Origin of the sequence: Streptomyces sp. V4I23, assembly GCF_030817975.1 — a bacterium.
Classification (GTDB): domain Bacteria; phylum Actinomycetota; class Actinomycetes; order Streptomycetales; family Streptomycetaceae; genus Streptomyces.
Map to the genome: position 1 here is coordinate 3,726,353 of NZ_JAUSZW010000004.1, position 26,478 is coordinate 3,752,830.

Sequence of the window (26,478 nt, forward strand, 5' to 3'; positions counted from 1 at the left end):
ACCGGGAGCCCTCGTGTATCGCGGTGTCAGGACTCAGCGGCCGAATCACGCCCCGGCCAGTGCTTCGGCGGGGCGACGGCCGGGTCCGTGATCCGGAGCCGGTTCTGCCGGGTCGGGTCGATCGATGTCAGGGCGACGAGACGCTGGCCGTCGGCTGTTTCGAGTTCGGACAGGGCGTGGGGAAGGGCAGCACAGACGGTGGCGATCGCCGTGCCCAGGCCGACCAGGCCACCGTGCTTGTTGTTCTGGCGGTACTCGATGCGGTGCAGGCCCGACTGCGCGATGGCCGCCACTTCGAGCGGCCGGCTGAGTTGCTTGGTGTCGTTGGTGATGACGACGTCGAAGTCCTCGGCCTGGGCCCTGGCGTACAGCTCGATGTCCTTCGTGCCCGTCCAGCCCTTGAGGTCATGGACGTGGACGACGTCGTGTGCCTTCAGCAGGATCCGGACGATCTCGGTCATGGGGCGGGGCACGTTCTCGTCGAGCAGCAGTTTCAAGCGACGACCTGCCGGGGCTCGCTGCTGCCGTAGCTGTCGACGTACTCGCTGAAGTCGGCCGCGTCGCGGGCGGCCTCGGCCGTCACCCCTGGGTAGAACTCACCGATCTGGTCCGGTGGGACACCGTCCCTCACGAGGGCTGCGACATCTGACGCGGGGATCCTGGTGCCTTGGATGACCGGTTCGCCGCCTCGGACCGACTCGTCGACCGCGACGTGCTCACGGGGGGTGAGCAGAGCGGGAATGCTGCGGCCGTCCTTGTAGAAAGGAGCGAGCACATCCACCATCTGGTGGATGACCACGTTGCCCCCCTTGATCAGGTCTACGGCGTGGTCGGGCTCGGCCAGATAGATGGTGTCCGGGCCCGCGACGAGTTTGTACGAGGAGAGGTGCTCCCACTCGCCGAGGTCTTCCCGGAGCGTGTTCAAAGCACGGCGGATCTTCTGCAACGAAGCCTCTTCGCGCAGCTGCACACAGATGCGGAGTGCGACAACGTCACGGAACGAGTAGAGGATCGGCCTCTCGCTGGAGGTCTCGGGCACAAGCACGGCGCCCTTGGTCCCAGAGGCTCGGCGCCAGTGGGACAGCTGGCGCAGCGTGGCGCCGGAAAGAGCCGCGGCGAGTTTGGGTTCGTACGACACCGCGTGCCTCCTTCCGCCCCCATCGATATCGGCCTGAACGTACCCCATTCTCCTGGAGGCCACTCGGTACAGAAACCGAAGGGCCCATTCAGGGTGAGCCTGGCACGCTCCCTGCCATGACCGCCCTCGGCGTCGCGCTCCATGAAGAGGCGACCCTCGAACTCCTGGTGGACGACCTGTCACGCTAGGCATAGGAACGTCGACGCCTCCGTGCTGGGCTTGGGAGCCATCTGGGAGCCGACCCGCTCCCGAAGCCCCCTCCACACCACCCGAGACCAACCGGGACCACTCACCTGACCTGCGCAAACACAATCCAGGCAGGAAAGATCATTAACCGAGCCTCATTCGGGACGAAGAGGTCGTGGGTTCAAATCCCGCCACCCCGACAGAGAAACACCAGGTCAAGGGCCTGATCCTCGCTGAGGATCAGGCCCTTCCCGCTTCTCTGGAGATCGTTTGGGAGAAATCTGGGAGAAGATCTTGGTCGGCTTCTCCCAGGGGGTCACTGCCTGAGCCGACCGAGGCACGTCGGCTCAAGGGGCTCGGGCCTGCGCGTTCGCGAATCTGACTGGCCCTAAGGACCGCCCGGGCCAGGTCGCGTCGCAGGTGCACGTGTGCTGTTCTGGAAAGCAGCCGCAGGAGGCAACACCGATGCGTCGCAGCCGGACTTCCGCCTTCGTACCCACCCGGTCGCCCGCCCCCACCGGAGCGGGCGGGGGGTTGCTGCCCACGCGGGATCTCGCGGCCGCCTGGATCCTCGTCGTCCTGATCGCGGTGCCCGCCTGGGCGTTGACGATCGGACAGGCCCGGGACATGGGGGTCGAGCCCGGCACCATGGGGATGGCACTGCCCCTGTTCCTGCTGCTCTGGGTGACGATGATGGCGGCCATGATGCTGCCCTCCATGGCACCGGTGGCCCTCACCTGGGTGCGGGGCATCGGACGGCAGTCCTCGGGCTGGACCCGGGCCGCGCGCTCCATCGAGTTCGTGGGCGGATATCTGTTGGTGTGGACGGCCTTCGGACTGCTCGCCTACGCGGCCCTGGCCTTCACCGGCGGCTTGGTGGACGACCATCCGACCGCCGGACGCTGGATCGGCTCGATCGCCTTCCTGCTGGCCGGCCTGTACCAACTCGGTCCCCTCAAGCACGTCTGCCTACGGCACTGCCGCGACCCGCTGAGCCATCTGGTGCGCTACGCCGGCTTCCGGCGACCGGCCCGCGACCTGCGGGTGGGCGTCCACCACGGCGCCTACTGCGTCGGCTGCTGCGCCGGACTGATGGTCGTCCTCATTCCGCTCGGCGTGATGAACGTGGCTGCGATGGCCGGACTGGCCTTGGTGATCTTCATGGAGAAGCTGTGGTCCCGGGGCTTGCTTCTCACCAGTGTCGTGGGCATCGCCTTCCTCGTCCTGGCCCTGCTCGCCCCGTTTCAGGACTGGCTGCTGCCGGGGCTGCAGGGCTCGATGCCGTCAATGGACGGCATGTGATCACCCCTGTACGTGCCAGGTCACTTCCCTGGCGCTCCCGCCGACTCGTCAGATATGGGTCCGCTCGACGAGCGGCTCGCCGCCGCTGCCCACCACAGGGGCGATTGCCGACGCGGGCCGGTTTCCCGACCGGGACGTGAGGTGCAAGCTGGAGGGGAGGCCACCCTCCCGATCCCGGGAGCGGGCTCGGGATATGCGGTCTCGCCACTCCGAGTGAGCTCTTTCGGGCTCGGCGGGAGGGAAGCGAGATGACAGAACAGGCCACGACCGTTACGCGCTGGCACCTGGCCGGCGACTGGTTCGACGTGTGCAAGTGCGCCATACCCTGCCCCTGCACGTTCGCGCAGCCCCCGACCTACGGTGACTGCGAAGGCGTACTGGTCTGGCACATCCGGGAAGGCAACTTCGGCGACGTACAGCTCGACGATCTCAACGTCCTGATGCTCGGCTCCTTCGAGGGCAACCCGTGGGCCGGCACGCATACCGATCCGTACGCCGCGATCTTCCTCGACGAACGCGCCGACGACCAGCAGCGGGCTGCACTCGGGGCCGTCTTCGGCGGTGAGGCGGGCGGATGGCCCGCACAGTTCGGGGAGATGTTCCACCCCGAGATGCGTGGCATGGACATCGCCCCCATCCACGTGGAGATCGACGAGGACCTTGCCACCTGGCGAGCCGAGATCCCAGGCCGTGTCACGGCGACCGCCGAGGCTCTCACCGGCCCGACCACCCCGAACGGCGCACGCGTCCAGGTCCACAACGCCCCAGGCGCCGAAGTTGGGCCGGGCCAGATCGCCACGTGGGGCCGGGCCACCGTCGACCGCGCCGACGCATTCGGCTTCTCCTGGGAACGCTCCGGCAAATCGAGCAAGCACTTCCCCTTCGACTGGAGCGGCCCTGAATGAAGAGCCGGCTGCCCGGCCTGGTTGCGTACGACGGACGGCCTGTGACTCACTTGGCCCCTCTGGGCTGAGCTGCACCGCCGTCCGAGCCCATCGCGGGACGCCAGTACTGCCCTGCGCTGGGAGAAATCTGGGAGAAGATCTTGGTCGGCTTCTCCCAGGGGGTGACTGGTGAGGCCGTCCGAAGTGCGGCGGCCGAAGGCACTCGGACCTGCGCGTTGGCGAATCGAGCCCGTAGTCGGCCGGGAACACCATGCCTGCCCGCCTCAACCGCCATCAGGATCACGACACATGGCAAGCCATCACTCAGCGCGTCCCCACGACCACGCCCGAGCGCTCGCCCAGCGCGTGCGAGCGTTGCGGGAGGTCCGAGGATGGTCGCGGGAGCGGCTCGCCAAGGAAGCCGGGCCGTAGGGACACTGGCCCGTCTGGAGAGCGAGGGAGCGATCCAGCCAGGTTTCTTCACGGTCGGTTCCCCTCCCAGACGTGGGCCTACCTCACCTGCGCCGCACGCTCTCGCAGGAGAGCGTTCAACACGGTCACCGGTGACGTCGGGCACATCCCCAGGCAGCAACCAGCCCGACGCGGCCGGTGTGAAGAGCCACGTGGGGAAACCGTTGCGGCGCCAGTGGCAGCTTGGTCCCGGCGGGCGCACCTGAGCCAGATTTTTCGACGAGGACCCTGAACTGTACGACCGGCCAGGCCCGGATATCCGACGGAGCTGTACGACGACCGAGTGCTGGCCGGCACACCGCGGCGCTCATGATGGTGTCGCCGTTGCTCACGGAGTCCCGGACGTCGAACTGAGTGTCGTCCAGCGCCGGTAGGCGCATCCCGCGCCACCACGCTCCCGGTGTCCGGGGCCGCGAGCGGTCCGGTGACCTCCCGGAACAGGTCTCCAGTACCTCCTTGCGGTGACCAGCCGGGCCGGCAGCAGACCCTGTCGCTGCTCGGCACGGCCATGCTTGGTCATCGCCGCGTCGACAAGCTCGGACGTGAACACCTTCGTCAGGGCCCCGAGGCGCGTCCGGTGGCCCACCTGCCACCCCTTGGAAGTCGTCGGGAACCTGAAGCGTGGTGCTCGCGGCTGATGGGTGGCGGTTCCGCAACCCGTTCGGACGCGTGTCGGTTGCCCTGATGGCCGACCGCCAGTGGTATGGCAAGCGGGCCCGTCGCCACTGGGCAGGGCCCGCCCCCTGCCGACGGAAGGGCCCGGCGATGCGAAGAGTTGGCCGACAGACACCACTCAGGAGCACCGCCGGCGCCCTGGCCGCGGCGCTGCTGCTGCTGTCGGCGGGTCCGGTCTCGGCCGGCGGCCCGGGCGGCCAGGGCGGCGTGGTGCTGCGCTGGCGGGCCTGCCCGCAGGAGGCGCAGGCGGGCTTCGAGTGCGCGGTGGCGAACGTACCGCTGGACCACGCGGATCCCGGGGGCCGCACGATCGAGCTGGCGGTGATCCGTCACCGGGCGGCCGACCCGGCGCGGCGGACAGGATCGCTGTTCTTCAACCCCGGTGGCCCCGGCGGCCCGGGGACCGTAGGCCTGCCCCAGCTGTACGGCAAGTTCCCCCAGGAGCTGAAGGACCGCTACGACATCGTCAGCTGGGACCCGCGTGGCGTCGGGGAGAGTACGGCCGTGCGCTGCTTCGACAGCACCGAGCAGGCCGCCGCCTGGCACGAGGACGTCCCGCCTTTCCCGGTGGGCGAGCAAGAGCGCCGGGCCTACACAGCCGCGTACGAGAACCTGGCGGAACGATGTGAGCTGCGGGATCCGGCGCTGCTGCGCCACGTCTCGACCGCCGACACCGCACGCGACCTGGACCTGCTGCGCGGGGCGGTGGGCGAAGACCGGCTGCTCTACTGGGGCATCTCCTACGGCACACTGCTCGGCGCGACGTACGCGAACCTGTTCCCTGAGCGGGCCGGGCGGCTCGTGCTCGACGGAAACGTCGACCCGCAGGCGTGGGTGAACCACAGTGCAGGGAGCGAGCCGGAGAGGAACACCTTCCTGCGCCTGGGTTCGCACCTCGGTTCCGCAGACACACTCGGTCAGTTCCTCGATCACTGCGGACGCGCGCCGGTGTCCCGCTGCGTTTTCTCCGCCGGGAGCCCGGGGGCCACGAGGGCCAAGTACGAGGCGCTGCTGGAACGACTCGCCGAGCGGCCGGTGGACAGCTGGACGTATGCGCGAGTGGTCAGTGAGGTCCGCGGCGAGCTCTACACCGTGCACCCGGGCTGGACCGGGATGGCCGAGGTTCTGCAGGCCCTCTGGGAGGGCCGGGCGCCCCAGGACCCCCCGGCCCCGGCCGGGCCCGCCCGCTACCCCGGATTCGAGCAGTCGCTCGCGGTCCTGTGCGCCGAGAGCCCCAACCCCGCCCTGCCCAGCCGGTACACGGCGCTGGAGCAGCAGGCAGTGGAGCAGGCCGGGGCTCTCGGGCGCTGGTGGGTCTGGGCGAACGAGCCGTGCGCCGCGTGGCCGGCCCGCGCGGCCGACCCCTACACCGGCCCGTGGGACCGCGCCACCGCGCACCCGGTCCTGGTGGTCAATCCGACCCACGACCCGTCCACCCCCTACCGCGCGGGGCAGGCGATGGCCGCAGAGCTCGACGGGGCCCGGCTCTTGACGCTCGACGGCTACGGGCACACCGCGCTGGACAACCCGAGCACCTGCGTGAAACGGCACGTCGTCAGGTACTTCCTCACCGGGGCACTGCCACCGCAGGATGCGCGGTGCGCACAGGACACCCCGCCCTTCGCCGCCCCCGCAGAGCGGGAGCAATCGCCCGCCGTCAGCGCGGTGACTGGTCGGAGCACGGGCGCAGGGGAGGCGGGTTCGCCGTCCAGGACCGTGGCTCCGAAGGGCACTGTGCGGTTCCCGGTGTGGCCGCTGCGCTCGGCAGATCTGTTCCCTTCCTGGCCCACCGGGCGCGGACCGTACGTGACGGGCACCCGGACGATCGGTGGTTGACCGTCGCCACGAGTGCCAGCGAGTGGTTCGGGCTGAACGCTGCCGAGCAATTACTGACTCTCCTGGAAGAGACGGCTCGGAGCGAAGACGACGAGCCGTCGGCCGTCTTCGTGACGATCACCGGGAGGCAAGCGACAAGCAGAGCCTCGCCAAGGATCGCAACTCCTGACGAAAGAGCGGCGAGGGAGATGCGGACCTGCGAGAAACCGGCAGCCACTGCGGCTCGCCTGACCTCATCCGGGACGAAGAGGTCGTGGGTTCACATCCCGCCACCCCGACAGCTGAGACACCAGATCAGGCCTCTACTCGGTCGAGTGGGTGCCTGACCTGTTTCGTATGCGCGACGATCTGCGTGACGACTGCTCGGACAGAAGCGTGAGCATGTCGCCACCCGATCGGCACACCGATGTGATTTTCCTCCGTCGGGCCTAGCGCGGCTCACGCCACCTGCGGAAAGTTCCCCGGCGGGAGTCCGGCGCGCGCCGACCCGCTCGTTTCGGACCGGTCGTCGGACACCGTGAGCTGCTTGTCTTATCAACGGAGCGCGGCACTCTCGTCGGGACAGTTCGTCCTGCCCCGCGCCGGTCGAAAGGTGGTGAAATGCGCAGCGCACGTATTCTCGCCTGCAGCGCCTTGACCCTGTGCGCCCTGGGTCTCCCGGCGGCAGCGGCAGGCGCCGATGAGTCCGACGTCAGTGTCAGCCCGCAGAGGGCCTTCCCCGGCTCGACCATCACGGTCAGCACGGAGGTCTGCGGGCCGGACGTCACGTACGCCAAGGGGCAGGCGGAGGCCGGTGGCCAGATCAACCTGACCGAGGGTCAGGACAGCGGTGAACTGGTCGGCGATTTCACGGTCCCCGAGTCTGCCGAGGACGGTGTGTACACCATCACGGTCAAGTGCCCCCCGCGAACCCGTGTCGAGACCAGCTTCCAGGTCGTCAGCCGCCCGGAGGGGGCGGTGCGCGGTGGATTCGGCGGTGCCGAAGGGGTGAACGGCACTCAGATCGCGGTCGGTTCCCTGCTGATCGCCGGCGCGGCGACCGGCGGCGCGTTGACGATGCGGCGGCGTCGCTTCGCCGGCATCGCCTCCTGAACAGTCGGCCGGCCCTACGCCCCTACCGAAACCCGGACCGTCATGGGACACACACGGCCCGCCCCCTTCGTGTCGACGAAGACCCTCGCCGTCGTCATGATCACCGGCATCGTTCTGCTGTACACCGGCCTGCGCGGCGAAACGGCTCCCCAGCCGTCCGCCGCGCAGGCCCATGCCGTATCCGGTCCGCGATCCTCTGCCGCTCCGGGTGGCGCGTCACCGGATCCCGTCCGGCAGACCGCCGGTCCCGCGCCGCCCAACGGCCCGACCGGCTCACGGTCCCTTTCCGCCCCGATCAGATTGCGCATCCCCGCCATCGGTGTGGACACCCCGATGATGGAGCTCGGGCTCGACCCCGAGGGCGCGCTCGAAGTGCCACCGGCGGACAAGCCCAACCTCGCCGGCTGGTACGCCGACGGCCCGGCCCCCGGTGAGTCCGGCACGGCCGTCGTGGCCGGCCATGTCGACACCCCCACCGGCCGCGCGGTTTTCTACCCTCTGGGTGCCGTCACCCAGGGCAGCACGGTCGAGGTCGTCCGCCGTGACGGGCGGATCGCGCGGTTCGCCGTCCAGGCCGTCGAGGCGTACTCGAAGAGCGAGTTCCCGAGCCGGAAGGTCTACCGCAGTACCGCCCAGCCCCAACTGCGGATCATCACGTGCGGTGGCGGCTACAGCAAGGACACCGGTTACCTCGGCAACGTGGTCGTCTACGCGAGCCTGATCGGCCTCGACTAGCCGCCGATCACACAAGCGTCTCGCACCTGCCATGTGCATTGATCCAGAGATTCGCAGATGCCAGTCGAATGGCCGTATCCTGGCGCATATGCAGTCCTACACCATCGGACAGGCGGCTCGTCTGCTCGGCGTCAGTCCCGACACCGCGCGCCGCTGGGCGGATGCCGGCCGGGTCGCGACCCATCGCGACGAGGGCGGACGCCGTCTCATCGACGGCCGCGATCTGGCCGCCTTCTCCGTCGAACTCGCGCAGAGCGGCAACGACGAGGACGAGGGCTCGTACACCTCGGCACGCAACGCTTTCCCCGGCATCGTCACCGCCGTCAAGCTCGGCGACGTCGCGGCGCAGGTGGAGATCCAGGCGGGGCCCCACCGCCTGGTGTCCCTGCTCACGCGGGAGGCGGTCGAGGAGCTGGGTCTGGAGGTCGGTGTGGAGGCGACCGCCCGGGTGAAATCGACCAGCGTGCACATCGACCGCACCTGACCGGCCGACCCCGCTCCCGCATCCGGAACGGGCCGCGGATCGCCGACCAGCGGCGTCGCCCGTCACCGGCGCGGCTTTCGACCATCCGCCCGGGCGGCCACCGCCTACCGCCTCCCCGCAAGGAGTCCCTGCCATGTCCCTGGCCTTCCGTCCCACTCGGCGCCGTGCCGCTGCCGCCGTCGCGGCCGTCGTCCTGACCTGCCCGCTCGCCGCCTGCGGTGGCGGCGGCGACCAGCAGGACCGGGGCGCGACCGGTTCCGGGTCCGGTTCGCACGCGCAGGACGTCGACCTCACTGTGCTCGCCGCGTCCTCGCTCACCGACGTCTTCGAGAAGGCCGGCGCCGCGTACGAGAAGACCCGTCCGGGCACGGAGATCACCTTCTCCTTCGCCGGGTCCCAGGAGCTCGCTGCCCAGGTGCGGCAGGGCGCACCCGCCGACGTCCTGGTCACCGCCGACACCAGGACCATGGACGGGCTGAGGGACGAGACGGGCGAACCCGTGGTCGTCGCCAGGAACCGGCTGGTCATCGCCACCGCGGAGGGCAACCCGGAGAAGCTCGCCGCGTTGAAGGACCTCGCGGGCCCGGCGGTCAAGGTGGTCCTCGCCTCCCCCGAGGTCCCGGTCGGCCGGTACAGCCGGCAGATCCTCGACGCCCAGGGCGTGACCGTGCGACCCGTCTCGGAGGAGCCCAGCGTCCGCGCCGTCCTCGGCAAGGTCGAGCTGGGCGAGGCGGACGCGGGCCTCGTCTACAAGACGGACGCCGCGACCGCCACCGACAAGGTCGACTCGGTCGAGATCCCGGACGCGCAGAACGCGATCGCGCAGTACCCGGCCGCCGCCCTGAAGACCTCCCGGCACGCGGAGGCGGCCGACGCGTTCGTACGGTGGCTCGCCACCGCCGAGGCGCAGAAGCTCTTCCGGGACGCCGGGTTCCAGCAGCCGTGAGGAACGCGGGTGGGCATCCGGCCGTCGTACCGGGTTCGGTGACGGACGCGGGACGGCCACCGGTCGCCGTATGTCCGCACAGCGAACCGAGGGATCTCCGATGAAACGCCCCCTGAGCCCCAGCCACAGCCCCCGGACTTCGGTCGAGGCGGAAGGCCGCGACAGTCCCGACGTGCCGGGTGGCCGTGCCCCACGGGCAGGCGCGCCGGTCGCACTCGCCGTTCCCGCGCTGCTCGCCGTCGCCCTTCTGCTGCTGCCGCTCGTCGGCGTACTCGCCCGTACGGAGTGGGGCAGGCTCGGCAGTCACCTGACCAGTCCCGGAACCACGGAGGCGCTGCGCCTCTCGCTGGTGGTCTCGTTCTGGGCGCTCGGCCTGTCGCTCGTCCTGGGGGTGCCACTGGCCTGGCTGCTGGCCCGGGTGGACTTCCCCGGCAAGGTTCTCGTGCGCTCGCTGGTTCTGCTCCCGATGGTGCTGCCGCCGACCGTCGGCGGCGTCGCCCTGCTGCTGGCCTTCGGACGGCGTGGCCTGCTCGGGCCCTGGCTGGAGGACACGTTCGGCATCACCCTGCCGTTCCACACCTCGGGCGCGGTGCTCGCGGCGACGTTCGTCGCCATGCCGTTCCTGGTGATCAGCCTCGAAGGGGCGCTCGGCGGTCTGCGGCCCCGTTACGAGGAGACCGCCGCGTCCCTGGGGGCCTCGCCGGTACGGGTGTTCTTCACGGTCACGCTGCCGATGGTGATGCCGGGGCTGGTCGCCGGCGGCGCCCTCACCTGGGCCCGTGCACTGGGCGAGTTCGGCGCGACGATCACCTTCGCGGGGAACCTGCCCGGGACCACGCAGACCCTCCCGCTCCAGGTCTACCTGCTGCTCCAGGAACAGCCGGACGCGGCGACGTCCGTGTCACTCCTGCTGCTGGCCATCGCCATGGTGGTCCTCGTGGCCCTGCGGGGCAGGTGGGCGGGAACCCCGCTCGGCGGCGACCGGCCCCCCGCGCCTGTCGCACACGGCGCGGAGGGAGCGGGTCCAAAGGCTCCGGCGCCCGGCGAAGGCGAGCCGGACCTCCTGGTTCCGCAGGACGGCTGGGCGCTGCACGCCGACGTCACGGGCTTCAACCGGCTCACCCTGGACGCCGAACCCGGCACCACCATCGCCGTCGTCGGCCCCAACGGCGCCGGAAAAACCACCCTGTTGCGCGCCCTCCTCGGCCTCACCGTCCGCTCGCACGCCGCGCTGCGCCTCGGCGACAAGGACGTCTCCCGGCTGCCCCCGCACCGGCGCGGTGTCGCCTGGGTGCCGCAGGACGGCGCGCTGTTCCCGCATCTGAACGCGCTCGCCAACACCGCCTACGGGCTGCGCGCCCAGGGTGTGCGCCGCGCCGAGGCGCGGCGCAGCGCCCAGCAGTGGCTGGACCGGCTCGGCGTCGGGCACCTCGCCCACCGCAGGCCCGCGCAGCTCTCGGGCGGACAGGCCCAGCGCGTCGCGCTGGCCCGTGCGCTGGCCGCGCGGCCCCGGCTGCTGCTCCTCGACGAACCGCTCGCCGCGCTCGACCAGACCGCCCGGGCCCGTGTGCGCCACACGCTGCGCACGCACCTCGACGGATTCGGCGGCGTCTGCCTGATCGTCACGCACGACCCCGTGGAGGCCGTCTCGCTCGCCGACAGGGTGCTCGTGCTCGACGGCGGCCGCGCCCTCCAGGACGCGCCGCCCGCCGAGGTCACCCGGCACCCGCGCTCGCCTTGGGTGGCCCGCATGCTGGGGCGCAACGCGTGGCCCGGCACGGCCTCGGCCCACGGGCTCGACCTGGCCGGGGGCGGCACGCTGGTGGCCGCCGAACCGCTTCCGGCCGGCACCGAGGCGCTGGCGGTCATCGCGCCGGAGGCCGTATCCCTGCACCGGGACAGGCCGGAGGGCAGCCCGCGGAACGTCTGGCCGGGCACCGTGCGCGAGATCACCGTCTCCGGCAGCCGGCTGCGCGTTCTGATCGTCTCGGACCGGGTGCCCGACCTGGTCGCCGAGATCACCCCGCAGGCCGCCGCCGAACTGGGCATCGCGGACGGGGTGTCCGTGTGGACGAGCGTCAAGGCGACGGAAGTGACCACCGTGCCGCGCTGATCGCCGAAGCCGGGAAGGGACCCTCTCCGCAGGCGCGCGAGGCGTCACCGCCGGGCCTGCCTGCAGGCGCGCGACGGTGTGACCGCCGGGCCTGCCCGTAGGCGCGCGGCCGTCAACGCAGCGACCCGGGGTCACCCGAGCGGGTTCCTCTGCGGAGGAAGGGAACCGGCTCGGGGGCCCGCTCGTTGGCTCGGTCGGGCAAAGAAATCGTCAAGAGGCGCGGCCCGCGCCGGATTGCGCAGGGGATTTCCATGGGTGTCAGCCTTTCCAAGGGCGGCAACGTCTCGCTCACCAAGGAGGCCCCGGGCCTGACCGCGGTCATCGTGGGTCTCGGCTGGGACGTCCGCACCACCACCGGGACCGACTTCGACCTCGACGCCAGCGCCCTGCTGGTCGATGCGAACGGCAAGGTCCTGACCGACCAGCACTTCGTCTTCTTCAACAACCTCAAGAGCCCCGACGGCTCCGTCGAGCACACCGGTGACAACCTCACGGGTCAGGGCGAGGGCGACGACGAGCAGATCAAGGTCGATCTGGCGGGCGTGGCCGCCGAGGTCGACAAGATCGTGTTCCCGGTCTCGATCCACGAGGGCGAGAGCCGCGGCCAGTCCTTCGGCCAGGTGCGCAACGCCTTCATCCGCGTCGTCAACCAGGCGGGCGGTGCCGAGCTGGCGCGCTACGACCTGAGCGAGGACGCGTCCACGGAGACCGCGATGGTCTTCGGCGAGCTGTACCGCAACGGCGCGGAGTGGAAGTTCCGCGCCGTCGGCCAGGGGTACGCCTCCGGACTGCGGGGCATCGCGCAGGACTTCGGCGTCAGCATCTGAGCCCTGCCGGGCTCCGATCCTTCCTTAATCGTCCTGAGTAGTCCCTGCTCCGGCGTTCGGAGTGCGGCCCGCGCCACGGGCCGCACCCGCGCCGGGACGGCGTACGCGGCCGCAGCGGTGCACGGAGCGCTGTGCGCGCACGCGTCGAGGCCGGCGCGGTGCGCTCCGGGCCCAGACGTAGGGGGTGCGGCGCTCGGTGGAGTACGGTCACAGCCGGTGCACCGTGCGACCGATGCGGAGGACGTGATGGCCGGGGACATAGCGCAGCCGTTGCCCGGGCTGGACTTGGTGTGGTCCGGCCGGGTGCCCGAGCACGCGCAGGATGCCGCGGCACTCGCGCACATGCTGGACGCCGAGGAGGCCGCGCGCCTCGCGGTGTTCCGGCGCCCTGAGGACCGGGACGCCTTCGCCGTCGCGCACGTGACGCTGCGTCGGCTGCTCGGACAGCGGTTGGGGCAGGCGCCTCAGGACGTGTCGATCGTGCGGGAGCCGTGCGCGCACTGCGGCGGGCCGCACGGCCGTCCCTATGTCCCGGGCAGGGCCGTCCACTTCTCCTTGTCGCACACCAGCGGCATGGTGATGATCGCGCTCGCCTCCGTCCCCGTGGGCATCGATGTCGAGATCCTGCCGTCGGCCGGGACCGCCGAGGACGTCGCGACCCAGCTGCACCCCCATGAGCGTGCGGAGCTGGCAGCGCTTCCCGCGGGGGACCGGACCACCGCGTTCGCCCGCTGCTGGACGCGCAAGGAGGCGATGCTCAAAGCGATGGGCGTCGGCCTGAACGAGGACGTGGCGCTCGCCTACGTGGGCAGCGGTGCCCGACCGGCCGCCCAGGACCTCTGGCTGATCGCCGACCTGCCCGCCGACCCGGGCTATGCGGCGGCAGCCGCCGTGCGCCGTCCGGGAACACTCTAGGGCCGGGCAGCGGCGCGTCCGGGCCGCCCGGCCGCCGGACCGCCCGCAGGACTCCGAGGCCCGATGCGAACCTCGATCGAGGGGCGTGCTCAGAGGTCCTTCGACGGCCAGTCCAGCAGGCGCGCGCCGATCGCCGCCGTCTGCAACGTGTACCGGTGCACCGGGTCCGTGGGGTCGGAGCCGGTCAGCCGGTGGATGCGCTCCAGCCGGTACGTGAGCGCGCGGACGCTCAGGTTCAGCCGCCGGGCGGCCTGCGCCGCCACACATCCGGCGTCGAAGTAGGCGTGCAGCGTGTCCAGCAGAGGCTGCGCTCCTCCCCTGGCCTGCTGCAACGGCCCCAGGGCGCTCCGCACGAGGTCGGCCATCGCCTCCCGGTCGCGCGCGAGTACGGGGAAGACCAGCAGGTCGGCGGCGTGCAGTACAGGCTCGTCGAGTCCGATGCGGTCGGCGAGGTCGAGGGCGTTCAGGGCCTCCTCGTACGAGCGGACGACACCGCCCGCCCCTTGGTGGGGGCGGCCGATCGCCGCCCGGCCGCCGCCGGTCGCCGCGTACGCCTGCTTGGCGAAGTACCGCACGACCTCCTCCTGGTCGGCGGGGACGACGCAGATCAGCCGGCCCTCCTTGGTGGTCAGCAGGATCCGGCGGTCTCCGAAGCGGCTGAGGAGCGCCGCCTCGACCGTGCGGGTCACCGGGTGCGTGTCGTCATAGGCCTCGGGAGCCTCGGCGACGCCGACCGCGTGCGCATGGGCGAGCCGCAGCCCGAACCGCTCGGCACGCTGCGCCAGCCGGCCCGGGTCGCTGCGCCCGTACAGCAGGTCGTCGACGAACTCCCGCCGGGCCGCCTCCTCTTTGCGCACGGCCAGCCGCTGCGCCCGCTCATACCCGCCCGCGAACGCGTCGACCGCCTGCTCGACCGCGGCCAGCACGCTTTCGGGCGACGTGGTCGCGGGCCAGGCGGTGCGCGTCTTCGCCAAGTACTGGATGACCAGCGGTCGCAGACCATGCCCCGCCTCCGCGGCCTGTTCACCGAGGGCGCGCCGTCCGTCGAGTTCGTCGCGGGTGAGCCGGCGCCCGGTCCGGCCGACCTCCGCAAGAATCTCGGCGTACCCGGCGACGTACGCCTCCGGTGTCTCCGTCGTACCCAAGTCGGCTCCCCCCACTCGACGTTGTCCCGCCCACGGCCGCTTCTGCTCCCAGCTGCGGCCCTTCTCCCCACGCCGTACCGCACGCGCCGCTCCTGCGCGTACGGCGGAGGGCTCGCCTCCGGCGGCCCGGCATCAAGAACGCGTCAAGACTGCCGGAATCCGGAAATGCGAGCAAGCTCGCGAGGCTGTCACCATGGGGTCGCGCCGGAGCCTAGGGATGCGCCGGATGCTGTGAATCGGCAACGGGGGAACGGGGTCGCGCCGGTGAACGAGTTCGTCGCGGCCGCGGTCGCCTTTCCCACCGTGTTCTTCAGCGCCGCTCTCGTCGTGGTCGTCGCCTTCTGGGTGCTGGTGCTGTGCCGAGCCGCCGGTCACGACATGTTCGACTCCGACGTGGAGCTCCCGGGCGGCGTCGCCGGGCTCCGCGGCGTGCCGGTCGCCGTCGTCGTGTCCCTGCTGGTCGCTGTCGCCTGGTTCACCAGCCTCGCCGGCTCGGTGCCGCTGCGCCGCTCCGGCCTGACCGGCGTCCCGTACGCCGCCCTCGCCTGCGCGGTCCTCGCCGCCGCCGCGCTGGTCGCCTGGGCCGTCACGCGACGGCTGGTCCGGGTGCTGGCGAAGCTCTTCCCCGACGAACCCGGGCCGTCCCGGCAGGACTTCGTCGGCATGACGTGCACCGTCCGCACCGGACGGGTGGACACGCGCATCGGCCAGGCGGAGGTCACCGCTCGTGACGGCTCCACCGCCGTCGTACAGGTCAGACAGCTCGGCCCCCGGAACGGGAAGGAGACCGGCACCGTCGAGGAGCCGCTGACCCTGGGCGCGACCGGGCTGCTCTACGCGTACGACGAGGCGGGCGAGTTCTTCTGGGTCACCCCGTACGTGCCGTTCGGCGAACGGCCCGGCATCGGCCGCTCGACCGCGGCCTGAGCCACTCCCTGCCCGGAACGGTGGGGCGGCCCGCAGCCGCCACGCCGCGCCGCCGGTCGGCCCGGAGTGAACCCGGGCGCGGCGGCTGCCCCTTCGGCAGCGGCGTGACACCAGCCGGGCGGGGAGCTTCCGGGTGGGCGGCGAGGGTGATGCCCTCGGGATCGCGGCTTGATTGTCAGGTACGCACAGAAGTTGTCCACAGGCTGAGGAGAGTGTCCGCGGTTTCCGGTTTGATGGGGGCATGGACGACGCACTCAGCACACCCGACATGCCCGGCATGCCCGACTGGGAGAAGCGCTTTCGGGCGCCCCGTGTCTCTCTCCCCGACTGGGCCGAGGACGCCCCCGACCGCTCCCTTTTCGTCTCCAACGCGACGGGGACGTACGAGCTGTACGCCTGGGACCGCGCCACGGGCACTCAGCGGCAGGTCACCGACCGGCCGAACGGCACCACCGACGGCGTGCTCACGCCGGACGGCGAGGCCGTCTGGTGGTTCTCGGACACCGACGGCGACGAGTTCGGGGTCTGGATGCGGCAGCCGTTCGGCGGCGGGGAGGACGTGCCCGCCGCGCCCGGCCTTGAGCCCTCCTATCCGGCCGGACTCGCCATAGGCCGCGACGGCACCGCCGTGATCGGCCGCTCGACGGACGAGGACGGCTCGACCGTCCACGTCGTGCAGCCGGGCACGGAGCCCGTGGAGATCTACCGGCACCGGGAGTCGGCGGGCGTCGGCGACCTCTCCCACGACGGGACGCTCCTCGCCATCGAGCACACCGAGCACGGGGACGCGATGCACTCCGCGCTGCGGGTGCTGAAGCTGGACGGCGAAGTGGTGGCGGAGCTCGACGACACCGAGAACGGCACGGCGGAGCTCGGTCTCGAGGTGCTCGGCTTCGCACCGGTCGACGGCGACACCCGGCTGCTCGTCGGTCACCAGCGGCGGGGACGCTGGGAGCCGATGATCTGGGACGTGATGACCGGTGAGCAGACCGGCCTCGCGATCGACCTCCCGGGCGATGTGAACGCCGAATGGTACCCGGACGGCTCGGCCCTTCTCGTCGCGCACGACTTCGAGGCGCGCGGCGAGCTGTGGCGCTACGACCTCGCCGCGCACGAGCTGACGCGGATCGAGACGCCCGCCGGTTCGGTCTCGGGCGCCACCGCCCGCCCCGACCGCACCGTCGAATACCTGTGGTCGTCCGCCGCCCGGGCGCCGCAGGTCCGCTCGACGAAGGGTGGTGTGGTGCTCGACCCGCCGGGGATGAAGGCGCCGTCCTCGGTCCCTGTCGAGGACGCCTGGGTGGAGGGCCCCGGCGGCCGCATCCACGCCCTGGTCCAGAAGCCGGCCGGCGCGAGCGGCCCGCTGCCGACGGTCTTCGAGATCCACGGCGGCCCGACCTGGCACGACAGCGACTCCTTCGCCGCGGGCCCGGCGGCCTGGATCGACCACGGGTACGCGGTGGTCCGCGTCAACTACCGCGGCTCGACCGGCTACGGGAGGGAGTGGACGGACGCGCTCAAGCACCGTGTGGGGCTGATCGAGCTGGAGGACATCGCGGCGGTCCGCGAGTGGGCGGTCTCCTCGGGTCTCGCCGACCCGGACAAGCTCGTGCTCGCGGGCGGATCGTGGGGCGGCTATCTGACGCTGCTCGGGCTCGGCACCCAGCCGGACGCCTGGGCCGTCGGTCTGGCCGCGGTGCCGGTCGCGGACTACGTCACGGCCTACCACGACGAGATGGAGGCCCTGAAGGCCATGGACCGCACACTCCTGGGCGGCACCCCGGAGGAGGTGCCGGAGCGTTTCGAGGTGTCGTCCCCGCTGACGTACGTCGACGCGGTCCGCGCACCGGTCTACATCTCGGCGGGGGTCAACGATCCGCGCTGCCCGATCCGCCAGGTGGAGAACTACGTGGACCGCCTCGCGGCCCGCGGCGCGGTCCACGAGGTGTACCGGTACGACGCGGGGCACGGCTCGCTCGTGGTGGAGGAACGCATCAAGCAGGTGCGCCTGGAGATCGCCTTCGCGGACCGGCACCTGAACGGGGGTGAGGCGCAGGCCGACGGACGGTAGGCCACGGCAGGCGGTCCGGACGCCGGGCCAGGGCAGGCCGTCCGGAGGCTGGGCCAGGGCAGGCCGGCGGACGCTGGACCACGTCAGGACCGGTGACGGCAGGTCGGGCGGACAGCAGGCCGGTGGACGCTGGACCACGTCAGGACCGGTGACGGCAGGTCGGGCGGACAGCAGGCCGGTGGCGGTGGGCCACGGGGGCGGTCGACGGCAGGCCGCGGTGGACCGGCGGACGGCCCGAGGTCCGGCCCCGGGACGAGAGAGCGCGGGCACATTCCGTACCGTGGAGGCGTGTACCGATTCCTGCTGACGCCCCGCTGGTGGGGGATCAACGTCTTCGTCCTGCTGGCGATCCCCTTCTGCGTCTTCATGGGCTCCTGGCAGCTGGGCAGGTTCGAGGACCGCGTCGACAGCCACCGGGAGGCCGAGCGGCGGCCCGGTCAACAGGAGAGGCTCGCGGCGGCCCCCCTCGACGAGCTGCTGCCCGTCGACAAGGAGACGTCGGGACGGCAGGCGACGGCGACGGGCCGGTACGGGGAGCAGTTCCTCGTTCCGGACCGTGAGCTGGACGGCAGGCGAGGCGCCTACGTGCTGACGCTGCTGCGGACGGAGAGCGGCAAAACGCTGCCGGTGGTCCGCGGCTGGCTGGCCGAGGGTGAGCGCGCGCCGGCGGCTCCTTCCGGCGTGGTGACGGTGACGGGCGCGCTGCAGGCGTCCGAGACCGTGGGCACGGACGGGGTGCATGCGGCCGGTGGCCTGCCGCGCGGCCAGCTCGGCATGATCAGCGCGGCGTCGCTGGTGAACCTGGTGCCGGACGACGTGTACGACGCGTGGGTCACGCTGACGAAGGCGGACAGCGGCCTGACGGCGGTGCCGGCGTCCGCCCCGCAGAACAGCGGCCTGGACCTGAAGGCGTTCCAGAACCTGGGCTACACCGGCGAGTGGTTCGTGTTCGCGGGCTTCGTGCTGTTCATGTGGTTCCGCCTGGTCCGCCGTGAGGCGGAGGCGGCACGCGACCGCGAACTCGGGCTGACGCCCGAGATGTCCTAGCCCGGGTCCGGCCACAGCCGGCGGCGCCCAGGCACCCTGGCGCCCTGGCGCCCTGGCGCCCTGAGGCACGGCTACTGCGTGACCCCAGGATTGGGCTCGCCCACGGCCCGAGGTTGGGCGCGCCCCGCATCACCGGCGCGGCCGCTCACAGCATCGGGGCCGCGCGCCGCGCGGACGGTCACTGGCCCGGGAGCAGGCCCGTGCGGTAGATCGTGCCGGCGCAGGCGTTGGTGATCGTCGCCTGGGCGTTCGGGGAGCCCGCCTCCGCGATGTGGGTGACCGTCACGCTGCCGTCCTGCGTGGCTCCGTCCTCGGAGGCCAGCTGGGTCTCGGTGTTGTTCTCCGCCGAGGTGCCCTCGCTCGTGCCCGTGCCCGCCGATCCGCCGTCCGTGGGCGACGGGTCGGGCGAGGCGGTGCTGGGGCAGGTGTCGGACGGCACCCAGGCGAACTTCACCTCGTAGGCGGACGACGGCTTCAGCAGCAGCGACGCCTGCTCCGCCGACGGATCGGGCAGGCCGCCCGCCGCGTCGCCCGAGGTGTGCGCGACCACATTGATGCGGGCCTGGTCGGCCGCGCCCGCGGTCTGGAAGACGACGGCCCCGCCTCCGCCGACCGTGCAGTCCGACGCGGAGACATTGGCGACGCGGAAGGTGCCGTAGACCTTGCCGTCGGGGTCCGGCGGATTCGTCTCCGCCGAGAGGACCCCGAGGTCGGCGCCGCCGCACACCGGCACGGTGTCGCCCGCGCTGCCCGGCGGGACCGGTTCGCCCGAGGCGCCGTCGCCCGCGCCCCCGCCCGGCTGCTCGCCCGGTGCCGCGCTGGTGGGGTCCTTGACCTCGGGGTCCTGGCCGGCGCCCTTCGAGGGGGCCAGTGGGTCCTTGTCCCCGCCGGTCGCGCCCGGCTCGTTGCCCGTGCCGCCCTGGGCCTGCTCGCCGTGCCCGGCATTGACCGGGTTGGCCTGGTCCACGCCGCCGGAGTTCGCGACGTGGACGAAGGCGGGCACCGCGGTGCCGATCAGCAGCACCGCCGCCGCGGCCCCGACGAGCGCCTGGCGCTTGCGGGCGCGCCGCGCCGGGACCGCCCGGCGCAGATGGTCGAGCGCGCCTTCGGAGGGCTCGAGGTCCTCGACGACGCCGTGCAGCATTCTGCGCAGGGCTTCCTCGTCCCCGCCCAGTCCCGCACCCGGTCCCTCTCCGAGGCCCGCGAACAGGTCCTCGTCGGGACCCGTGCCAAGGCCGCCCAGTTCGTTCTCCGGCCTGTTGCTCACTTTTCCGTTCCCAGTCCGGTCGTCAAACGGCCCGTCCGGCCCGTACTGCTCAAACCTGTCGCCGTGCGTGCTCATGCCGTGGCCTCCATGGCGACGCGCAGTGCCGCGATGCCCCGGGAGCCGTACGCCTTCACCGAGCCGAGGGAGACCCCCAGCGTCTCGGCCACCTGCGCCTCGGTCATGTCGGCGAAGTACCGCAGGACCAGCACCTCGCGCTGGCGCCGCTGCAGCCCCCGCATCGCCTTGATCAGCGCGTCCCGCTCCAGCTGGTCGTACGCGCCCTCCTCCGCGCTCGCCATGTCGGGCATCGGCTTGGAGAGCAGCTTCAGACCGAGGATGCGGCGGCGCAGCGCGGAGCGGGAGAGGTTGACGACGGTCTGGCGCAGGTAGGCGAGGGTCTTCTCGGGGTCCCGTACGCGCGAGCGCGCGGAGTGGACCCGGATGAACGCCTCCTGGACCACGTCCTCGCAGGACGCGGTGTCGTCCAGGAGCAGGGCGGCGAGACCCAGCAACGACCGGTAGTGGGCGCGGTAGGTCTCGGTGAGGTGATCGACGGTCGTGCCGGCGGCCATGGTGTCGTCAGCGCCCTGCCGCGGAGCCGGGATCCGCGTGGTCCGCGGTGCGGGCATGGGTGCGATCACCGGCATGCCGCCGGCCGGACGGGGTCTGCGGAGCGGGCGCACCGAAGCGCCGCGGACCGGGACCACCCCTGCGATGTCGAGAACCTCTGCCACGCCTGTTGGACACGCTTCCCCCCGTCAGGGTTGTACGCGTACGCCACCGCTTTTGGCGGTGAAACAAATGCCCTCATGCGCACTCGCTCATCCCCAATGCCCCATTTTTACGGCACCGTTCCGAGGCGACCGCAAAGACGCTTCCCCCCAACTGCCGGTTGCAGCAAGGAGGGAAGCGAATGATCGAACAGGCTCACGCCCCAGCTCAAGTGGTACAGACCTTGAAAGTTCACAGGGCATGGACATCCTACAAAGCCGCACGGACAATCCGTTCCCATTATCGGTTCGGTCGTCTGCGGCCGGTCCCCCGGCCCTCGGGCTCAGAGCTCGGCGGCCACCGTCTCCGCGATCTGCGCGGAGTTCAGCGCGGCTCCCTTGCGCAGGTTGTCGCCGCACACGAAGAACTCCAGCGCGGACGGGTCGTCGGGTGCCCGGCGCACCCGCCCCACCCACGTCGGATCGGTGCCCACCACGTCCGCGGGCGTCGGGAAGTCGCCCGCGTGAGGGTCGTCGTAGAGCACGACGCCCGGCGAGGTCGCCAGGATCTCGTGCGCCCGGTCCACCGTGACCTCGTTCTCGAAGCGCGCGTGCACCACCAGGGAGTGCGTGGTCAGCACGGGTACACGGACGAATGTCGCCGCGACCTTCAGCGACGGCAGGTCCAGGATCTTGCGGGTCTCGGCGCGCAGCCCCAGTTCCTCGGACGACCAGCCGCCCTCGCGCGGCTCACCGGTCCAGGGCACGACGTTCAGCGCGAGCGGCGCGGGCAGCGGGCCGAGGCCGTCGTCGCCCACCGCACGGCGTACGTCGCCGGGCCCCGTGCCCAGCTCCGTGCCGGCCACCAGGGACAGCTGGGCGCGCAGGGCGTCCACCGCGTCCCGCCCGGCGCCGCTTGCGGCCTGGTACGAGGACACGACCAGTTCCCGCAGGCCGAACTCGGCGTGCAGCGCCCCCACCGCGGGCGCCAGCGTCAGCGTGGTGTCGTGGGGGCTGGCGACGATGCCGCGCGGCCGCACCCGTACGCAGTGCGGATTGACCTCGGGCACGACGAGCGGGACGTCCGGGTCCATCCGGAAGGCCGGGGAGTTGTCCACGACCACCGCGCCCTTGGCGACGGCGACCGGCGCCCACCGCTCGGACACCTCGCCCGGTACGAGGAACACCGCGACGTCGATGCCGTCGAAGACCTCCTCGCCGAGCGGCACGACCTCGCACTCCTCCCCGCGCACGGCCAGCTTGCGGCCGGCCGAGCTCCCCCTGGCCCCTGGGGGGCTGGAGGGACCCCCAGAGGCGGCGAGTCGGATCTCGCCCCAGATGTCGGCGTGCTGCGACAGGATCCGGAGCATCACCGCACCGACGGCTCCGGTCGCTCCCACGACCGCGAGCGCCGGTTTGGGCTTCATCGCCCGGTGCCTCCGTAGACGACCGCCTCGTCGGAGTCGGAGTCGAGCCCGAAGGCGGTGTGCACGGCGCGCACGGCCTCGTTGACGTCGTCGGCGCGGGTGACCACCGAGATGCGGATCTCGGAGGTCGAGATCAGCTCGATGTTCACGCCCGCGTCGGACAGCGCCTCGAAGAAGGACGCGGTCACACCGGGGTTCGTCTTCATACCGGCGCCGACCAGGGAGATCTTGCCGATCTGGTCGTCGTAGCGCAGGGAGTCGAAGCCGATCGCCGACTTCTGCTTCTCCAGCGCGGCCATGGCCTTCGCGCCGTCGGTCTTCGGCAGGGTGAAGGAGATGTCCGTCAGCGCCGTGGTGGCCGCCGAGACGTTCTGCACGACCATGTCGATGTTGATCTCGGCATCGGCGATGGCACGGAAGATGGCCGCGGCCTCGCCCGGCTTGTCCGGGACGCCGACGACGGTGACCTTGGCCTCGGAGACGTCGTGGGCGACTCCGGAGATGATGGCGTGCTCCACCTTCTGATCCCCTTGCGGTTCGTTGCTGACCCAGGTGCCGCGCAGCCCGGAGAAGGACGAGCGCACGTGGATCGGGATGTTGTAACGGCGTGCGTACTCGACGCACCGGTGCAGCAGCACCTTGGAGCCGGAGGCGGCGAGCTCCAGCATGTCCTCGGAGGAGATCCAGTCGATCTTCCGGGCCTTCTTCACGACCCGCGGGTCGGCGGTGAAGACGCCGTCGACGTCGGTGTAGATCTCGCAGACCTCGGCGTCCAGCGCGGCGGCCAGCGCCACCGCCGTGGTGTCGGACCCGCCACGCCCCAGCGTGGTGATGTCCTTCTTGTCCTGGGACACACCCTGGAAGCCGGCGACGATGGCGATGTTGCCCTCGTCGAGCGCCGTGCGGATCCGGCCCGGCGTCACATCGATGATGCGCGCTTTGTTGTGGACCGAGTCGGTGATGACGCCTGCCTGGCTGCCGGTGAACGACTGGGCCTCGTGGCCCAGGTTTTTGATCGCCATGGCCAGCAGGGCCATGGAGATCCGCTCTCCTGCGGTCAGCAGCATGTCGAACTCACGCCCGGCAGGGATCGGAGATACCTGCTCGGCGAGATCGATCAGCTCGTCCGTCGTGTCACCCATCGCCGACACCACGACGACCACCTGGTGGCCGTCCTTCTTGGCATCGACGATTCGCTTGGCGACCCGCTTGATGCCTTCGGCATCGGCAACGGAGGAGCCTCCGTACTTCTGCACGACAAGGCCCACGTGCGCTCCTCGCTCAGTCTTCTGCAGTCACTACTGCGGTCGGCTCAGTCTATCGAGCGGCCGCGATACGCCCCTGTGATGTCACATGGTGAGATGTCCCGCTCACTAGGTGATCATCCAGGAAGGGGCCAGGGACGTTCGCGGCCGCTCGGATGGCTGCTGCCCCGGGGACGGCGGCGTACGCGGGATGTGGCCCGCTTCACAGCCGGGCGGCACGAGCGAGGAGCCCGCCGGACGTCAGCGCGCCCGGCGCAGCCCCAGCGGGGCGGCGATCTCCTCGACCATCACCTTGCCGGCCTCTTCGGCCAGCAGCTCCTCGGCGAGGTCCTCGTCGGTGTCCAGGCCGTCCAGCTCGGCCAGCGGCTGGTCCAGGCGGACGTGGGCCACGAGGGACTGGAGGGCGCGCAGGGTGGCGGAAGCGGTCGGGCCCCAGTTGGAGAAGTACGAGAACTGCCACCACCACAGCGCCTCCGTGGTGCGGCCGGCGCGGTAGTGGGCGAGGCCGTGGCGCAGGTCGGTGACGATGTCCGCGAGGCTGTCGGAGATCCGCGAGGGCACCGGGGCCTTGCGGGGCTCGTACGGGTCGAAGACCTCGGAGAAGACGTCCACCGGGTCGAGGAGCACGGCGAAGCGCTCGCGCAACTCGTCGACGTCCTGGTCGGGACCGGTGTCCGGCTCGTACCGCTCGTCCGGGAGGATGTCCTCGTGCGCGCCCAGGCGGCCTCCGGTCAGCAGCAGCTGGGACACCTCCAGCAGCAGGAACGGGACCGCGCTGTCCGGCTCGTCGCCCTTCGCGACCTCGGTCGTCGCCACGATGAAGGATTCGATCGAGTCGGCGATCTGGACCGCGAAGTCGTCCGGGTCCTGACCTACGGCGTGCAGCATGGCGTCAGACATCGAGCAGTCGTCTCCCCTCGAAGGCACGCCCGAGCGTGACCTCGTCGGCGTATTCCAAGTCTCCCCCCACCGGGAGGCCGCTGGCCAGCCGCGTGACCTTGAGTCCCATCGGCTTCACCATGCGTGCGAGATAGGTGGCCGTCGCCTCGCCCTCGAGATTGGGGTCCGTGGCCAGGATCAGCTCGGTGACCGTGCCGTCCGCGAGACGGGCCAGCAGCTCGCGAATGCGCAGGTCGTCCGGGCCCACACCCTCGATGGGGCTGATGGCGCCGCCCAGAACGTGGTACCGGCCGCGGAACTCACGCGTCCGCTCGATCGCGACGACGTCCTTCGGCTCCTCCACGACGCAGATGACGGCCTGGTCGCGGCGGGGGTCACGGCAGATGTTGCACTGCTCCTGCTGTGCGACGTTGCCGCACACGGCGCAGAAGCGCACCTTGTCCTTCACCTCCAGCAGCGCGTGCGCGAGCCGGCGGACGTCGGTCGGCTCCGCCTGGAGGATGTGGAAGGCGATCCGCTGCGCGCTCTTGGGACCGACGCCGGGCAGCCTGCCCAGTTCGTCGATGAGGTCCTGAACCACGCCTTCGTACAACGGAACGCCTTTCCTTGCGTGCTTGCTGCTTACGGTAGTTGGTGAATATGACGCTTAGAAGGTCCTGACGGGACCGGAGGGAAAAGCCGGGGTCAGAACGGCAGGCCCGGCATGCCGCCGAGGCCCTGCGCGAGCGGTCCGAGCTTGTCCTGCTGGAGCTGCTGGGCGTTCTCGTTGGCGGCCTGAACGGCGGCGACGACGAGGTCCGCGAGGGTCTCGGTGTCCTCCGGGTCGACGGCCTTCGGGTCGATGACGAGGTTGCGCAGCTCGCCGGAGCCTGTGACGGTGGCCTTCACCAGACCGCCGCCCGCCTGGCCCTCGACCTCGGTCTGCGCCAACTCCTCCTGCGCCCGGGCGAGATCCTGCTGCATCTTCTGGGCCTGCTGGAGCAACTGCTGCATGTTGGGCTGGCCACCACCGGGAATCACGGTCACTCCTGTCCGTACGTTGCTTCGATACGGCCGAGCCTACGTGGTCACCGGGCGCGATGCCCCACCTGGAGGTGACCAACTCTTTCGAGTGAGAGCCACGGGCCCCGACCAGGATCCGCTACCTGATCAAGGCCCCCGTGCGGGCGGAAATACGGGCATCGGGGGCGCACGGCCCACCATTCGGCGGTATGAAGGGCGTGCGCATTCGCGGGCCCATCAGAACGAACGCGCGCACCGTACGTCACACGGTGTAACGTCAGCACCTTTTGAGCACCTTTTCAGCGAAGCCGCTGAAGCCGTAGAGGGTAGAGGAGCGCACCGGTGAGCCAGCCGGAGATGCAGCCCGGGGGGCCGGCCCGGGAGGAGGGCGGCACCGCGCCGCTGGGTGATCTGACCGGGCGGGCGTTCCCGCTCGGCGACTGGGGGGAGCCCGCGGTCCGCCTCGACGAGCTCTACCGGTGGGTGGAGGCCGACGCCCTGCGGACGGCCGAGTGGTACCTCGTGGACCGAGCCCGCAAGCGCCGGTGGGCCCGGCTGCTGCGCCTCGGTACGGCGCTGGGCGCCATCACCGGCGCGGCCCTGCCGATGCTCGACCTGACGGGCGCGGTGGCCGGGGCCGCCCCCTGGGGGTACGTCTGTCTGCTGATCGCCGCGGCCTGCGTGGCCTGCGACCGGTACTTCGGCCTCACCGCGGGCTGGATGCGCGACGTCGCCACGGCCCAGGCGGTGCAGCACCGCCTGCAGTCGCTGCAGTTCGACTGGGCGTCCGAGAGCGTGCGGGAGGTGCTGGGCCCGACGGAGGGCACGGCGAGCGAGGCGGCCGAGCGCTGCCTGGGGGTGCTGCGCCGCTTCTCCGAGGACGTCTCGGAACTGGTCCGTACGGAGACGGCGGACTGGATGACCGCCTTCCGCGCGGGCCCGGCGCCGCTGCGGCTGACGACCCAGTCCCCCGCCCGCCCGGAGGCGGGCCCCCCGCCGCAGTCCGCGGGCGTGATCCAGGGCCGCTTCCCGCTGCCTCCGGGCACCCGCCCGAACATGCCCCGGCAGCGGCCCCCGGAGCCGCCGCGCTGAGGCCCGTACGGGGCCGGCCGC

The 26,478-nt window shown here is 71.4% G+C and carries 24 protein-coding genes and 1 pseudogene; 15 read left to right on the forward strand and 10 right to left on the reverse strand.

Annotation, left to right across the window (positions count from 1 at the left end; genetic code table 11):
* Positions 1-26 precede the first annotated feature (26 nt).
* Together QFZ82_RS19100 and QFZ82_RS19105 are read right to left on the reverse strand one after the other, a co-directional pair.
* Positions 27-497, reverse strand: coding sequence for a DUF5615 family PIN-like protein (locus QFZ82_RS19100; RefSeq protein WP_307714321.1), 471 nt, complete (start codon positions 495-497; stop codon positions 27-29).
* A complete protein-coding gene (locus QFZ82_RS19105) occupies positions 494-1,138 on the reverse strand; it encodes a DUF433 domain-containing protein (RefSeq protein WP_307714322.1) in 645 nt (214 codons plus the stop codon). The genes QFZ82_RS19100 and QFZ82_RS19105 overlap by 4 nt, the downstream gene beginning before the upstream one ends.
* Before the next feature lie 651 nt (positions 1,139-1,789).
* Here QFZ82_RS19105 and QFZ82_RS19110 point away from each other — a divergent pair.
* The 11 genes and pseudogenes from QFZ82_RS19110 to QFZ82_RS19160 all read left to right on the forward strand — a co-directional run bounded on the left by QFZ82_RS19110 (position 1,790) and on the right by QFZ82_RS19160 (position 13,604).
* Positions 1,790-2,626 carry a DUF2182 domain-containing protein gene (locus QFZ82_RS19110; protein ID WP_307714323.1) on the forward strand — a complete coding sequence of 279 codons (837 nt, stop codon included), beginning with the start codon at positions 1,790-1,792 and terminating at the stop codon, positions 2,624-2,626.
* A 248-nt stretch (positions 2,627-2,874) separates the two neighbouring features.
* Positions 2,875-3,531, forward strand: coding sequence for a DUF1326 domain-containing protein (locus tag QFZ82_RS19115; protein WP_307714324.1), 657 nt, complete (start codon positions 2,875-2,877; stop codon positions 3,529-3,531).
* 288 nt (positions 3,532-3,819) lie between these two features.
* Positions 3,820-4,004, forward strand: a pseudogene (locus QFZ82_RS19120) (multiprotein-bridging factor 1 family protein); the annotation flags it as partial.
* Between the two features lie 742 nt (positions 4,005-4,746).
* Complete coding sequence (locus QFZ82_RS19125; protein WP_307714325.1) at positions 4,747-6,492, forward strand: alpha/beta fold hydrolase; 1,746 nt, start codon at positions 4,747-4,749, stop codon at positions 6,490-6,492.
* A gap of 600 nt (positions 6,493-7,092) precedes the next feature.
* A complete protein-coding gene (locus QFZ82_RS19130; RefSeq protein ID WP_307714326.1) occupies positions 7,093-7,584 on the forward strand; it encodes a hypothetical protein in 492 nt (163 codons plus the stop codon).
* A gap of 42 nt (positions 7,585-7,626) precedes the next feature.
* Positions 7,627-8,319, forward strand: a complete 693-nt coding sequence (locus QFZ82_RS19135) for a class F sortase (protein ID WP_307714327.1) — start codon at positions 7,627-7,629, stop codon at positions 8,317-8,319.
* Positions 8,320-8,407: 88 nt separating this feature from the next.
* On the forward strand, positions 8,408-8,803 hold the full coding sequence (locus QFZ82_RS19140) for a molybdopterin-binding protein (protein ID WP_307714328.1): 396 nt from the start codon (positions 8,408-8,410) through the stop codon (positions 8,801-8,803).
* Between the two features lie 133 nt (positions 8,804-8,936).
* On the forward strand, positions 8,937-9,749 hold the full coding sequence (gene modA, locus QFZ82_RS19145; protein WP_307714329.1) for a molybdate ABC transporter substrate-binding protein: 813 nt from the start codon (positions 8,937-8,939) through the stop codon (positions 9,747-9,749).
* 100 nt (positions 9,750-9,849) lie between these two features.
* The gene (locus QFZ82_RS19150) at positions 9,850-11,862 is read left to right on the forward strand and encodes an ABC transporter permease (RefSeq protein WP_307714330.1); all 2,013 of its coding nucleotides are present in this window, start codon (positions 9,850-9,852) and stop codon (positions 11,860-11,862) included.
* 251 nt (positions 11,863-12,113) lie between these two features.
* Positions 12,114-12,689 carry a TerD family protein gene (locus tag QFZ82_RS19155; protein ID WP_307714331.1) on the forward strand — a complete coding sequence of 192 codons (576 nt, stop codon included), beginning with the start codon at positions 12,114-12,116 and terminating at the stop codon, positions 12,687-12,689.
* Positions 12,690-12,905: 216 nt separating this feature from the next.
* The gene (locus tag QFZ82_RS19160) at positions 12,906-13,604 is read left to right on the forward strand and encodes a 4'-phosphopantetheinyl transferase superfamily protein (RefSeq protein ID WP_307714332.1); all 699 of its coding nucleotides are present in this window, start codon (positions 12,906-12,908) and stop codon (positions 13,602-13,604) included.
* An 89-nt stretch (positions 13,605-13,693) separates the two neighbouring features.
* On the opposite strand, the gene QFZ82_RS19165 is transcribed toward QFZ82_RS19160, so the two are convergent.
* Positions 13,694-14,749, reverse strand: coding sequence for a CdaR family transcriptional regulator (locus tag QFZ82_RS19165; protein WP_307714333.1), 1,056 nt, complete (start codon positions 14,747-14,749; stop codon positions 13,694-13,696).
* A 264-nt stretch (positions 14,750-15,013) separates the two neighbouring features.
* Between QFZ82_RS19165 and QFZ82_RS19170 the strand changes: the two genes are divergently transcribed.
* The 3 genes from QFZ82_RS19170 to QFZ82_RS19180 all read left to right on the forward strand — a co-directional run bounded on the left by QFZ82_RS19170 (position 15,014) and on the right by QFZ82_RS19180 (position 18,794).
* Positions 15,014-15,676: a hypothetical protein gene (locus QFZ82_RS19170; protein WP_307714334.1), complete on the forward strand. Its 663-nt coding sequence runs from the start codon at positions 15,014-15,016 to the stop codon at positions 15,674-15,676.
* Positions 15,677-15,917: 241 nt separating this feature from the next.
* On the forward strand, positions 15,918-17,747 hold the full coding sequence (locus QFZ82_RS19175; RefSeq protein WP_373429302.1) for a prolyl oligopeptidase family serine peptidase: 1,830 nt from the start codon (positions 15,918-15,920) through the stop codon (positions 17,745-17,747).
* 288 nt (positions 17,748-18,035) lie between these two features.
* Positions 18,036-18,794 (forward strand): SURF1 family protein, encoded by a 759-nt coding sequence (locus QFZ82_RS19180; protein ID WP_177149647.1) that lies wholly within the window; start codon positions 18,036-18,038, stop codon positions 18,792-18,794.
* A 178-nt stretch (positions 18,795-18,972) separates the two neighbouring features.
* On the opposite strand, the gene QFZ82_RS19185 is transcribed toward QFZ82_RS19180, so the two are convergent.
* From QFZ82_RS19185 to QFZ82_RS19215, 7 genes are all read right to left on the reverse strand, one after another.
* Positions 18,973-20,061: a hypothetical protein gene (locus tag QFZ82_RS19185; RefSeq protein ID WP_307714335.1), complete on the reverse strand. Its 1,089-nt coding sequence runs from the start codon at positions 20,059-20,061 to the stop codon at positions 18,973-18,975.
* Positions 20,062-20,132: 71 nt separating this feature from the next.
* The gene (locus QFZ82_RS19190) at positions 20,133-20,795 is read right to left on the reverse strand and encodes a SigE family RNA polymerase sigma factor (protein WP_307714336.1); all 663 of its coding nucleotides are present in this window, start codon (positions 20,793-20,795) and stop codon (positions 20,133-20,135) included.
* Between the two features lie 320 nt (positions 20,796-21,115).
* A complete protein-coding gene (locus QFZ82_RS19195; RefSeq protein WP_307714337.1) occupies positions 21,116-22,198 on the reverse strand; it encodes an aspartate-semialdehyde dehydrogenase in 1,083 nt (360 codons plus the stop codon).
* Positions 22,195-23,466, reverse strand: a complete 1,272-nt coding sequence (locus QFZ82_RS19200) for an aspartate kinase (protein ID WP_177149650.1) — start codon at positions 23,464-23,466, stop codon at positions 22,195-22,197. Before QFZ82_RS19200 ends, QFZ82_RS19195 begins: the two co-directional genes overlap by 4 nt.
* A 237-nt stretch (positions 23,467-23,703) precedes the next feature.
* Complete coding sequence (locus QFZ82_RS19205) at positions 23,704-24,363, reverse strand: DUF5063 domain-containing protein (protein WP_307714338.1); 660 nt, start codon at positions 24,361-24,363, stop codon at positions 23,704-23,706.
* Positions 24,356-24,955: a recombination mediator RecR gene (recR, locus tag QFZ82_RS19210; protein WP_177149652.1), complete on the reverse strand. Its 600-nt coding sequence runs from the start codon at positions 24,953-24,955 to the stop codon at positions 24,356-24,358. The genes QFZ82_RS19205 and recR overlap by 8 nt, the downstream gene beginning before the upstream one ends.
* A 92-nt stretch (positions 24,956-25,047) precedes the next feature.
* Positions 25,048-25,383 carry a YbaB/EbfC family nucleoid-associated protein gene (locus QFZ82_RS19215; RefSeq protein WP_307714339.1) on the reverse strand — a complete coding sequence of 112 codons (336 nt, stop codon included), beginning with the start codon at positions 25,381-25,383 and terminating at the stop codon, positions 25,048-25,050.
* A gap of 324 nt (positions 25,384-25,707) precedes the next feature.
* On the opposite strand from QFZ82_RS19215, the gene QFZ82_RS19220 reads away from it, so the two are divergent.
* Positions 25,708-26,457 (forward strand): SLATT domain-containing protein, encoded by a 750-nt coding sequence (locus QFZ82_RS19220; RefSeq protein WP_307714340.1) that lies wholly within the window; start codon positions 25,708-25,710, stop codon positions 26,455-26,457.
* Positions 26,458-26,478 lie beyond the last annotated feature (21 nt).